Source organism: Vibrio sp. Isolate33, assembly GCF_022397895.1.
GTDB classification, from domain to species: Bacteria; Pseudomonadota; Gammaproteobacteria; order Enterobacterales; family Vibrionaceae; genus Vibrio; species Vibrio pomeroyi.
The window spans coordinates 1-12795 of the sequence record NZ_JAKEUP010000017.1 but is presented as its reverse complement, the minus strand read 5'-3'; the positions used below and the strand labels follow the sequence as shown (position 1 = coordinate 12795).

The following is a 12795-nucleotide window of genomic DNA, read 5'->3' as shown; positions in this document are numbered from 1 at the left end:
GCTTAACTACTACTCTTGCGCCATCGATTTCTTCGACCAACTTTAACAACAGATTCAGCTTTCACTGTCTTTTCACCTTGATGAGGCAAAGGAATAATTTGTTGCTCTTCGTCGAAATATCTCCCTTGATAGCCGTTAATGCCTAACTCTATCAAGGTATTCTTTTCTTGTTTTGTCTCGACCCCAACCGCAATAACTTGGGTTGGAGAGTCACCGCATGCCCCGATTAAACTTCGGACAAACAGCTGGTTCTCATGTCTTTGATCGATTTTCTTAATTAAGCTCCGATGAAGCTTAATATAATTAACCTTCAAATCCTTTATATAGTGTGTGCTAACTATGGTTCGCCCAGCTTGGCCAACAATGACTTTACACCCTAATCCTCGCAGCATCTTTGCCACCGGTCTCATATAATCAAGATGAGCAATAAGGTGACCTTCTGGAAATTCAAAAGCAAGCTGAGAGCGATGCTGAGCTGAGAGTTGTAATAACTCACTCCTAAACCACTTAAAATGCTGTTTACTCGCAAACGGAGTGACATTCAGGTTCACTGAGTAGTTAATCGATTGAGTTGACTCTTTCAATGATTTCAACAAAACCTTCAACACGGATTGGTCCATTTGAGCTTGATAACCCACTTGCTCTACCGCAGGCATAAATCGAGACGATTTCAATAAACCTTTGTCTGGATCCTGAATTCTAGTGAATATTTCTCTATGTAATTCATTAGCTTGACCAGATTCCGGCATAAGGTAACACCGCTGAGCAAAGATTACCAAATTTTCAGGAAGCAGAGCTTTATCGAGTAATGTTCTCCAACGAACGCTGCCTCTATCAAGCTCATTTTTATTCTGTTTAGGGTAACGGCTCCAGTTGTTAATGCGTTCCAACTGAGCACTCTTTAGTGCGGTTTCCGTTTCATCCATAATCTGGCTATGACGCTCACCCTCGGTATACATGGTCACGCCGATATGACACCAGTTATCAGACTCTAATGGCTCCGGTGGGGTTAGCTTATCTAACTGCCTTAAACACTGGGCTGCCAAGGTCGCAATATCTTTTGCTCCCTGATGCGGGATAAATACCGCAAAATCGGCTTCGTAATAACGAGAGAAAATAACATCAGGGTAGCGCTGAACGATATTCGATAAGACTTCACCAACTTCAATAATAAAGCCGTCGGTCACTTGCTTATCATTGGCATCACGAACTTGTTCCCACTCATCGATACGAATTAACAACACACCACCACGCGCACCACTTTCATGCAGTGCCGATTCAAGCTTGTTATCGAATAGCACTCGGTTGGCTGTACCAGTAAGTTTATCTAAGAAAGTATGAGTACGAATGAAGGTATCAAAACGACTACGCTCTTGGCGTGCATCTTTCAGCTCTTCAATTAACACATCAAGAGCTTCACTCGCCGTAAAGGGCCATTCCCGCTCATCGCCTTTGGCATGCGCTTCAACTTGCCCTGCAAGGATCATCCTTCCTCGCTCTTCCAGCATTTCAGAACCCATTAACTGCTCTTTCAACCATCGAACACCACGAGCCAAGCAAAAAATGATCAAAGCAACCGCTAAAGTAATCGACCACATCGCTTCTATTGAGTAGTTGTAACCAATATAAGGAGGCAATGCTTTGAATTCGATTTGGTAACCTTCATTACGCTCTAACGTGAAGCTTTTTTCATAGAGACGATTAGGATCGATTTGTGGAGAAGTATCTTTGAAACGGTAAACAATACCCGTCTTATTTGAGAGTTTCATCTCAACGATATTGCTGGCCTGCAACATCTTAGGCATCCAACGCTGCATGGAATACGCAGCGTCTGGATCTTCCATCTCTTTATCTACAACGTCGACTATTCCCACCAAATAATGGTCTAAATATTCCTGCCCGATGCGCTTGAACGAAAGGGTGCCACCTATAAAAAGAATGAACATCGCACTGATAACTATCACTGTGACAAATGCGACCAGTCGGGTGCTCAATTTTAGCGTGGGGGTATATCTCATGAATAACGAAATCCTTTTCAACTCACATTATACCGTATTGCTACTTATACTATAAATTGACGTTGTAAATAAAGCGTTAAGAATTCTAGGTAACAAAAAGCCGCGATGAACGCGGCTTTTTCCAATTTAATACTGTCTTTATAATATATTAAAAACAGGGCTTAAAATGGGATGTCATCATCAAAATCCATCGGTGGCTCATTATATTGAGGTTGAGCCTGCTGAGGAGCTTGTTGTTGAGGTGCTTTCTGCTGTTGAGCAGGAGCACTGTATTGTTGCTGCTGTTGTTGTGGCTGTTGTGGTTGACCCCAACCACCTTGCTGTTGGTTGTTACCCATACCACCTTGAGCAGGAGCACCGCCTTGAGCACGGCCGCCAAGCATTTGCATTACACCGTTGAAGCCTTGAACAACCACTTCAGTTGTGTAGCGATCTTGACCGCTTTGATCTTGCCATTTACGAGTTTGAAGTTGACCTTCAATGTAAACTTGAGAACCTTTACGTAGGTACTCACCAGCAACTTCAGCTAGCTTGCCAAACAGAGCAACACGGTGCCATTCTGTTTTTTCACGCTGTTCGCCAGTTGCTTTATCACGCCATGACTCTGACGTTGCAATGGTAATGTTCGCTACCGCGCCGCCATTAGGCATGTAACGAATTTCTGGGTCATTACCTAGGTTACCCACTAATATAACTTTGTTAACTCCACGGCTAGCCATGATTTGCTCCGTCTAAATTCATAGTCTCAGAAAATTTTAGCGCACAAGAATAGCATGCTTTTCTACAGTGATAAATCGCATTCCTATTCTCTCCTCGCTACAAAGAATAAAAACGTAACAAATCATGATATTCAGAGCGATGTTGCTTTTTTCTCCACTTACAAACCACTCATTTACTTTGGGAATTGATATTCAACGCAAGTCACTACTATTGCACTAGAGAAGCCAAAGCGTGCATGACAACGTGAAATCTCACCCAACTTAAACACGGAGTTTCAATGAGAAAATCTCGATACGCTCGCACTTTGCATTTTCTGTGCATCGACCCGAGTGACACTTACCTACATGTAAAAGAGATAGAAAAACACTTATCCATCATTCTCTACAAAATGACTCCGGACGACTTAATGTTAGTCGACAGAAAGCAGAGTAACCGCATCCTGCTTGTCGACTATAAGGAGGTACCACAACTACTTATTATCTGTCCCAACCTGACCGTGATGTGGAAAAACCATGAGATCATCTTATTCAATGTTCCACAGCAACTGCCGACTTCGGAGCTTCTTACTTATGGTGTGCTGAAAGGTCTCTTTTATAACACCGATAAAAAGGACAAGATTGCGCATGGTCTTCAAGAAGTGATTGATGGTGATAACTGGCTACCAAGAAAAGTGACCAATCAACTGCTGTTTTACTACCGTAATATTGTCAATACCAACACAACACCAACCAATGTCGACTTAACCATTCGAGAGATTCAGGTTATTCGTTGCCTTCAATCCGGCTCGTCCAACACACAAATCGCCGATGACTTGTTTATTAGTGAGTTCACGGTCAAGTCTCACCTCTATCAAATATTCCGTAAGTTAGCGGTTAAAAATAGAGTCCAAGCCATCGCTTGGGCTAACCAGAACCTACTTGCATAATTGATCCGCCTCTTAAACTGACGATAATTTTGAGGGAAGCTCTAATAAACTATAGGTATTGTTGCTGAATTTTCGACATAACTTATGCTAGAGTTGCCCTCAGAAATATCAACCACTCAGGTTGAATCAATAATTATTATAGATAAAGGGTCTTATCATGATCAAAAAGTGCCTTTTCCCGGCAGCTGGCTACGGTACACGTTTTTTACCAGCAACTAAGTCAATGCCGAAAGAAATGATGCCTGTTGTGAACAAGCCGCTAATTGAATACGGCGTAGAAGAAGCAATCGAAGCTGGTATGGACGGCATGTGCATTGTTACTGGCCGTGGTAAGCACTCAATCATGGATCACTTCGATAAGAACTACGAGCTTGAGCACCAGATCAGTGGTACCAATAAAGAAGACCTTCTAGTTAATATCCGTGAAACGATTGAAGCAGCAAACTTCACTTACATCCGCCAACGCGAGATGAAAGGTCTAGGTCACGCTATCCTAACGGGTCGTGAACTAGTTGGTGATGAACCGTTCGCAGTTGTGCTTGCCGATGACCTTTGTGTGAACGAGCAACAAGGCGTGCTAGCTCAAATGGTTGCACTATACAAGCAGTTCCGCTGTTCTATCGTTGCAGTACAAGAAGTACCTGAAGAAGAAACACACAAGTACGGTGTTATCTCTGGCGAGATGATCAAAGACGATCTTTTCCGTGTCGATGACATGGTAGAGAAACCAGAACAAGGCACAGCACCAAGCAACCTAGCGATCATTGGCCGCTATATTCTGACTCCAGATATCTTTGAGCTGATCGAACAGACTGAACCAGGTAAAGGCGGCGAGATCCAAATTACTGATGCATTGCTTAAACAAGCAAAAGCGGGCTGTGTATTGGCTTACAAATTTAAAGGCCAACGTTTTGACTGTGGTAGTGTTGAAGGCTACATCGAAGCAACAAACTACTGCTTTGAAAACCTATACAAGAAAGACCAAAAGCAAGTTGAGCTAGGCAAACATTCAACAAAGAAAGAAGCATAACGGCTATCTAAGATAGTAACGTTTCAATTTTTATAAGGGTGGCTCTTTGAGTCACCCTTTTTTGTTTACTGTTTTTTTATCCAGTAAAACTTTGCACAAATCTCACTCTATGTAATACTTTAGCCACTTAAAATTACATGGTCTGTTGAGATGGATAAAATAGAAATTAGAGGCGCTCGTACGCATAACCTCAAAGACGTTAACCTAACGATTCCCCGCGATAAACTCACGGTTATCACCGGGTTATCCGGTTCAGGAAAGTCGTCACTTGCGTTTGATACTCTCTACGCAGAAGGGCAACGCCGCTATGTTGAGTCTTTGTCTGCCTACGCTCGCCAATTTCTATCTCTTATGGAAAAACCCGATGTAGACCACATCGAAGGTTTATCTCCGGCTATCTCGATAGAGCAAAAATCGACGTCTCATAACCCTCGCTCGACCGTAGGTACCATTACAGAAGTCTATGATTACCTGAGACTACTTTATGCTCGAGTGGGCGAACCTCGCTGTCCGGATCACAACATCCCCCTAGCTGCGCAAACCATCAGCCAAATGGTAGACAAGGTACTTGAGTTACCTGCGGGCTCAAAAATGATGCTGCTTGCGCCGATCGTTAAAGAGCGCAAAGGCGAACATGTAAAAACACTTGAGAACTTAGCGGCTCAAGGCTTTATTCGTGCACGTATTGATGGTGAGACCTGTGACCTATCCGATCCACCAGCACTAGAACTTCATAAGAAACACTCGATAGAAGTAGTGGTTGATCGATTTAAGGTACGCCCTGATCTACAGCAACGACTCGCTGAATCGTTTGAAACAACACTGGAGCTATCTGGCGGCATTGCAGTTGTTGGCTGGATGGACGAAACAGATCAAGAAGAGATCGTATTTTCTGCTAACTTTGCTTGTCCCAAGTGTGGTTACAGCATGCAAGAGCTTGAGCCTCGCTTGTTCTCATTCAACAACCCAGCAGGCGCATGTGGTACGTGTGATGGACTTGGTGTTCAACAATATTTTGACCCGAGCCGAGTGATTTTGGATGAAAACCTAAGCATCGCTGAAGGTGCAATTAAAGGTTGGGATCAAAAGAACTACTACTATTTCCAGATGCTAACATCACTGTCAGAGCATTATGGTTTCGATCTTTTTGCGCCGTTTAATTCTCTACCGAAGAAGACTCAAGAGATCATTCTCAAAGGTTCTGGCCGCACTGAAGTTGAATTCAAATACATCAATGACCGTGGTGATATCCGCGTTAAACGTCATCCGTTTGAAGGTATTTTAAATACACTAGAGCGTCGCTACCGTGATACGGAATCAAGCTCAGTTCGAGAGGATCTTGCTAAATACATCTCTACGAAGTCATGCTCTAGCTGTGATGGTACTCGTCTGAGACTAGAAGCTCGAAATGTATTTATCGGCGATACAACACTGCCTGAAATTGTTGAGCTTAGTATTGCTGATGCACTGCAATTTTTCCAAGAGTTGAAGTTAGACGGCCAACGTGGGCAGATCGCTGATAAAGTGATGAAAGAGATCAATGACCGCCTACATTTCTTGGTTAACGTTGGTTTGAACTACCTTAACCTATCACGCAGTGCTGAAACTCTGTCTGGTGGTGAGGCACAACGAATTCGTCTAGCAAGTCAGATCGGTGCTGGCTTAGTGGGTGTCATGTACGTACTAGATGAGCCATCAATTGGCCTCCACCAGCGTGATAATGAGCGTCTACTGCAAACCTTGGTACACTTGAGAGACTTAGGCAATACGGTACTTGTTGTAGAACATGATGAAGATGCTATTCGCTGTGCAGACCATGTCATCGATATTGGCCCTGGCGCTGGTGTTCACGGTGGGCATGTCGTTGCAGAAGGCACTATGCAAGATATCATCGATAATCCGAACTCTTTAACCGGCCAATATCTAAGTGGCGTAAAAGAGATTGAAGTACCAGAACAACGAACACCAATCGACAAGAAGAAAGTCGTAGAGATCGTTGGTGCGACAGGTAACAACCTTAAAAATGTCACTGCAACTATTCCTGTGGGACTATTTAGTTGTATTACGGGTGTGTCGGGTTCAGGTAAATCGACATTAATTAACGACACCTTCTTCAAAGTTGCTCACACTCAACTTAATGGCGCAACCACAGCAGTACCGGCAACACATAAAAAGATTAAAGGGTTAGAGCATTTCGATAAGGTAATCGATATTGATCAAAGCCCAATAGGACGCACACCAAGATCAAACCCTGCGACCTATACTGGTATCTTCACTCCTATTCGTGAACTTTTTGCTGGCACACAAGAGTCGCGTTCACGCGGTTACAAAGCGGGAAGGTTCAGCTTTAACGTGCGTGGCGGGCGCTGTGAAGCGTGTCAGGGCGATGGCGTTATCAAGGTAGAAATGCACTTCTTACCGGATGTGTATGTTCCGTGTGATGTGTGTAAAGGAAAGCGCTACAACCGTGAAACACTAGAAGTTCGCTACAAGGGTAAAACCATCGACGAAGTTCTTGAGATGACTGTTGAAGATGCTCGTGAGTTCTTTAATCCAGTTCCCGTGATTGCACGTAAACTGCAAACGCTAATGGATGTGGGTCTTTCTTACATTCGTTTAGGCCAAGCGGCAACCACCTTATCTGGCGGTGAGGCACAGCGTGTTAAATTAGCTCGCGAGCTGTCTAAACGAGATACAGGCAAAACCTTATACATTCTCGATGAGCCCACAACAGGTCTTCATTTCCACGATATCCAGCAGCTATTAACCGTGCTGCATCGACTGCGTGATCACGGTAATACCGTTGTAGTCATTGAACACAACTTGGATGTCGTAAAAACAGCTGACTGGATCTTAGATTTAGGCCCAGAAGGTGGCCAAGGTGGCGGTGAGATTGTTGCAGAGGGTACACCTGAAGATGTGGCATTGGTCGAAGGTTCGCATACTGCTCGCTTCCTTAAGCCTATGTTAAATTTGAACTAGGTGTAAAATAGCGCCCTGCTAACAGACAGAAAAATGTTAAAGTAACAGAGCTTGTTTCAAAAGGAACAAGCTCTGTTTTTATAAGGTTAGGGATTTATGGCAACAATACATACTAGCGGTACCCAGCTAGAAAATCAGATCACTCAGTTACCACTCAACAAAGCATTCCTCGCTTCATTAGCTATTGTGTTCTTACTCGCCATGCATTTCTTCATGCCCAATCCAGGAGGCTCTGGCCTTGCTCTATCCTTTAACCCTACCACTTGGTTAGCACTGAGCTTCACCTTAGCCATTGGCTTTTATCAACTAGCAACCAATCGAGTACTCAAGTATTCCAAGTTAACCATAGGTTTGCTGATAAGCTGCGTGATACTCACATTGCCGATTCTATACAGCAATGCATCTCCAGAAGGAGCATCAGGCCGATTACTTGGATTATGGGCAGGTTTTGCTTTATTCGTAGTTCTTCAACAGTTCAAATTCAGCAACAAACACAAACAACGTATGCTGTGGTTCATCGTATTAGCTGTCGTCATACAAGCGCTATTTGGTTATGTACAATATTTCTTATTAGAACCAGGTAATCTATTTGGTTACAACACCGCGGCTAATCGCCCTTACGGAATATTCCAGCAACCCAATGTGATGGCCAGCTTCCTAGCAACGGGTTTTGTCCTTTCTGCTTACCTATTAGCAAGACAGCCCGCTAAGTATAATCACAAGATCAGCGAATCGTTTTTACTCTACCTAACCCCAACGTTAACCGTGCCACTACTGATCATCATCGCATCACGCACAGGGTGGTTAGCGGCGGTCATCGGTTTTGTGTGTATACTTCCTTACCTATATAAATTTTCGACCAAGAAGCGCTTCTACGGATGGTGCACATCCGTTGTTGTCGGTATCGTGGTTGCATTTACCGTAATAAACCTTAGCGCTACAGATAGTATCGCTAGCAAGAAAGCGAACTTAGAAAGTCCGCGCGCTTACACCTTTCCACAAGCGTTAGACATGATGATCGAAAAGCCATTTACCGGTTATGGCTACGGAAAGTTCGAATCTGAATACACACTATATACCGCTCGTCAGCATCAACTGAACTCAAATTATCATCCGGGGCTTCCTTCTATGGATCACCCGCACAATGAATTTCTTTTTTGGGGGGTTGAAGGTGGCATAGTACCAATCATAGGTATCTTGATTGCCGCGGTGTTAGTGATGTCTCGTATAGCAAGTTCAGCAAAGGGCACGCGTCTAGCATTACTTGCTCTGTTTATACCGATACTCTTGCACTCTCAGCTAGAGTACCCGTTTTATCATTCGGCGATTCACTGGATAACCTTCATCATTTTGATTTACTGGGTGGATCAGCGTGCCTCACGTCACTATCAGCAGCCGTTCAGCATAATCAGTAAAACCTTGTTTAGAGTGAGCAGCTTGGTATTACCGATCCTAGTGAGCTTCTATATGCTAAGCGCACTGCACACTAACTATGTACTGACTAAGTTCGAGCTATCTAAACCTAAAAACCCAGATATTCTCAAACAAGTGACTAACCCAGTAGTTTGGAAAGATCGCTACGATTGGGACATATACAGCACTTACCTCAACATTGGTCTGTACAAAGCCGATCCTAGCCTGATCCAACCTTATATAGATTGGTCGCTAGAAATCATAAAAAGTAAGCCAAGACCTGCTTTCTACAGTAACTTGATTTTGGCGTATCAAGGACTCGGAGAAGAAAGCAAAGCGGAACAAATCCGCAGCGAAGCAAAGTTTTTATTTCCAAATAGAGACTTTTCACAGGTTCAGTACAAGAAAATATCTCAAGCTGAAAACAACGTCTCGTCGGCAGAGTAGTTAGCAACTAACGAGGTATGAATTCCGCGTCTTATCTTTAGAACAAACACAAAAAAGCGCACGTTCTCTCGTGCGCTTTTCTTTTTAATTTCAGTTCATTGCAGCTATTTCAAAACATCTTTTAGCGCTTTTAGGCACAACGCGACATTCTCTTTTCGTGCACCATAGCCCATTAGGCCGATACGCCACGCTTTGCCCGCTAGAGAACCAAGTCCTGCACCAATCTCAAGGTTATACTCTTCTAAAAGCTGAGTTCTGATTTTTGCTTCATCAATCCCTTCAGGGAAATAAAGTGCGTTAAGTTGTGGTAAGCGGCTATCTTCATCAACCACAAACTTCAGCCCTAAAGCTTCGACGCCCTCTTTCAACTCTTGATGCATTGCGTGATGGCGAGACCAGGCATTATCTAGGCCTTCATTTTTTAGTAGCACAAGAGACTCATGCAGCGCATAAAGACTGTTTACTGGTGCAGTATGATGATAACTACGCTTACCTTCGCCACTCCAATAACCTAATACCAAGCTCTGGTCTAGGAACCAACTTTGCACTGGTGATTGACGTGCCTTCATTTTCTCAACCGCATGCTGAGAGAAAGTCACTGGAGACAAACCCGGCACACAAGATAGACATTTCTGGCTTCCCGAATAAACCGCATCAAGCTGCCATTCATCAACCAGCAATGGCACACCACCTAATGATGTCACCGCATCGACAATCGTTAAGGCATCAAACTGACGAGCAATAGCCGAGATAGCTTGAGCATCCGATAGCGCTCCAGTTGATGTCTCAGCATGCACAAACGCGACAGCAACAGCATCGGGGTTTTCTGCCAATGCTTTTTCTACTTTGTCGACAGAAACAGGCTTGCCCCACTCGTCATCAACAAGGATGGCTTCACCACCGCAACGAACAACATTCTCGCGCATACGCTCACCGAAAACACCGTTACGACAAACGATCACCTTTTCTCCAGGCTCAATCAAGTTAACAAAACAGGTTTCCATACCTGCACTGCCCGGTGCAGAAACTGCAATCGTAAATTCATTCTCTGTTTGGAAAGCGTACTTAAGAAGCTGTTTAAGCTCATCCATCATCGCAATAAACAGCGGATCTAGGTGACCTATCGTCGGACGGCTCAAAGCCTGCAGTACTTGAGGTGAAATATCAGAAGGACCGGGTCCCATTAACGTTCGGTGTGGTGGATAAAAGCTATCGATAGCAGTAGTGAGTGTTAAATTAGACATGTACATCCCTTACGTTAATGTTGTGAACAATCCACCCTAAAGCAAATTGATTACCTCAGCAATTAGCCATAAGTATTGAGGTCAAACCACTGTCACAGAATTGTTAAAATTATTTTTCAATTATCTCAAGTTACAGATTGACATTATTACCGCAAACACGTTCAATGAAACGGCTATCTAGCAGAAGAGGAGCACTGCCCAGGCAGATGTTTTGTGGAACCGCATTTCCAATACAAAACATTTATGGGGAGCAGTGCCGAGATAATAAAAGGATGCAGGACCTTTATTATCGGTTGAGCGGGCTGAATCCCTTCAACTGTCGCCATTTCTATATGGTGAAGAGCTTCTGAGGTTACTATTCTAATAATTCCTCTCTTGTTGCTCTAAAACTCTCTTCGAAAAACATCGGACGTTGGATTACCCAACCGTAATTTTATTTTAGGAAGTCGTGGGAGATATATCGTGAGTGCATCTAATGTAGCTGGTTCTTTTAATGTCGCTAAGTTTGGTGGAACAAGTGTCGCCAACTTTGAAGCAATGAGCCGTTGTGCTGCCATTATTGAAAACAACTCAAATACGAAACTGGTCGTAAGTAGTGCATGTTCTGGCGTGACTAACTTGCTTGTTGAATTGGCGAATGGTGTTCAAGACAAAGCTCGCCGCCAAGAATTGATGACGCAATTAGCTGACATCCACAATACCATTCTTGACCAACTTTCTGATCCAATCAGCATCGAAAAAGAAGTTCACAGCATTCTTGATGACATTGCTAGCGCAGCTGAAGCCGCATCATTTCAAGCAAGCACTAAGCTGACTGATCACCTTGTCGCCTGTGGTGAGCTGATGTCGACACACATCCTTGCTCAAATCCTTCGCGAGCGCGGAACACCTGCAGTTCGCTTTGATATTCGAGAAGTGATGCGCACCAATGATGATTTCGGAAAAGCAGAACCACAGCTAGAAGAAATTGCCGCTTTAGCAAAAGAGAAACTGATTCCACTGTGCCAACAACAAGTTGTCGTGACCCAAGGTTTTATCGGTGCTGACAGCGAAGGCAACACCACTACGTTAGGCCGCGGTGGCAGTGATTATTCAGCAGCGCTGATTGCCGAGTCGGTACAAGCGATTGGCTTAGAGATCTGGACGGATGTTCCGGGTATCTATACTACCGATCCACGTATTGCTCCTAAGGCCTCTCCTATCCCAGAAATCAGCTTCAGTGAAGCATCGGAGATGGCAAACTTCGGCGCGAAGATCTTGCACCCATCGACACTAGTACCAGCACTACGCCACCAAATCCCGGTATTTGTCGGCTCCTCTAAAGCACCAGAGTTAGGTGGAACTTGGATTCGCCAGCAAGTAGAAAGCTCTCCTCTGTTCAGAGCCCTTGCCCTACGCTGCAACCAAACCATGGTTACGCTCCGTAGCGCTAATATGTTCCATGCTTACGGTTTCCTTGCTAAAGTGTTCGAGATCCTTGCTAAACATAAGATCTCCGTCGATCTTATCACCACATCAGAGATCAGCGTTTCACTTACGCTGGATCAAACAGACACATCAGGTGGTGCTCCTGAATTACCAGAAGCAGCGCGTATTGAGCTTGAAGAACTGTGTTCTGTCGATATTGAGCATGACTTATGCCTTGTTGCTCTTATCGGTAACAACATGAGTGAAAGCAAAGGCTATGCGAAGCAAGTATTCGGCACTCTAGAAGATTTCAACCTGCGAATGATTTGTTACGGAGCAAGCCCTCATAACCTATGCTTCCTGCTAAATGAGTCTGTTTCTAAGTTAGCGATTCAGAAACTTCACCAAGAGTTATTTGAGTAGAAAGTCCATTTATCACCGACTGATAGATAACTAAATCACTGACCCGTCCTGATATGGGTTGACACTTGATTGACTAAAACGCTCGATGTATTTCATCGGGCGTTTTGTATTTTAGAGCTGTGTGAGGCCTATATTCATTATAGATTTTTACTGATTCAGCGACCATTTTCTTTGCTTCATCTAAAT

At 43.9% G+C, this 12795-nt stretch carries 9 protein-coding genes and 1 riboswitch; of the genes, 5 read left to right on the top strand and 4 right to left on the bottom strand.

The window, feature by feature from the left end; translation table 11 throughout:
* Positions 1 to 2 precede the first annotated feature (2 nt).
* Complete coding sequence (gene csrD, locus L1D37_RS19230; protein ID WP_239848828.1) at positions 3 to 2018, bottom strand: RNase E specificity factor CsrD; 2016 nt, start codon at positions 2016 to 2018, stop codon at positions 3 to 5.
* A 161-nt stretch (positions 2019 to 2179) separates the two neighbouring features.
* Positions 2180 to 2737: a single-stranded DNA-binding protein gene (locus tag L1D37_RS19225; protein WP_176680828.1), complete on the bottom strand. Its 558-nt coding sequence runs from the start codon at positions 2735 to 2737 to the stop codon at positions 2180 to 2182.
* 278 nt (positions 2738 to 3015) lie between these two features.
* On the opposite strand from L1D37_RS19225, the gene L1D37_RS19220 reads away from it, so the two are divergent.
* The 4 genes from L1D37_RS19220 to L1D37_RS19205 all read left to right on the top strand — a co-directional run bounded on the left by L1D37_RS19220 (position 3016) and on the right by L1D37_RS19205 (position 9535).
* On the top strand, positions 3016 to 3663 hold the full coding sequence (locus L1D37_RS19220) for a LuxR C-terminal-related transcriptional regulator (protein ID WP_239848827.1): 648 nt from the start codon (positions 3016 to 3018) through the stop codon (positions 3661 to 3663).
* A 157-nt stretch (positions 3664 to 3820) separates the two neighbouring features.
* Positions 3821 to 4693 carry a UTP--glucose-1-phosphate uridylyltransferase GalU gene (gene galU / locus L1D37_RS19215; RefSeq protein ID WP_239848826.1) on the top strand — a complete coding sequence of 291 codons (873 nt, stop codon included), beginning with the start codon at positions 3821 to 3823 and terminating at the stop codon, positions 4691 to 4693.
* A 150-nt stretch (positions 4694 to 4843) separates the two neighbouring features.
* On the top strand, positions 4844 to 7675 hold the full coding sequence (gene uvrA, locus L1D37_RS19210) for an excinuclease ABC subunit UvrA (RefSeq protein ID WP_239848825.1): 2832 nt from the start codon (positions 4844 to 4846) through the stop codon (positions 7673 to 7675).
* Between the two features lie 96 nt (positions 7676 to 7771).
* The gene (locus tag L1D37_RS19205; RefSeq protein WP_239848824.1) at positions 7772 to 9535 is read left to right on the top strand and encodes a PglL family O-oligosaccharyltransferase; all 1764 of its coding nucleotides are present in this window, start codon (positions 7772 to 7774) and stop codon (positions 9533 to 9535) included.
* 104 nt (positions 9536 to 9639) lie between these two features.
* Here the strand turns inward: L1D37_RS19205 and L1D37_RS19200 are convergent, their stop codons facing one another.
* Complete coding sequence (locus L1D37_RS19200; protein WP_239848823.1) at positions 9640 to 10779, bottom strand: alanine--glyoxylate aminotransferase family protein; 1140 nt, start codon at positions 10777 to 10779, stop codon at positions 9640 to 9642.
* A gap of 176 nt (positions 10780 to 10955) precedes the next feature.
* Positions 10956 to 11133: riboswitch (Lysine riboswitch) on the top strand.
* 108 nt (positions 11134 to 11241) lie between these two features.
* Here L1D37_RS19200 and lysC point away from each other — a divergent pair.
* Entirely contained in the window at positions 11242 to 12609 is a 1368-nt protein-coding gene (lysC, locus tag L1D37_RS19195) for a lysine-sensitive aspartokinase 3 (protein WP_239848822.1), read from the top strand.
* A gap of 73 nt (positions 12610 to 12682) precedes the next feature.
* Here lysC and L1D37_RS19190 read toward each other — a convergent pair.
* Positions 12683 to 12795: integrase core domain-containing protein (locus L1D37_RS19190; RefSeq protein WP_239848870.1), on the bottom strand; the 113-nt coding region annotated here is incomplete at its 5' end.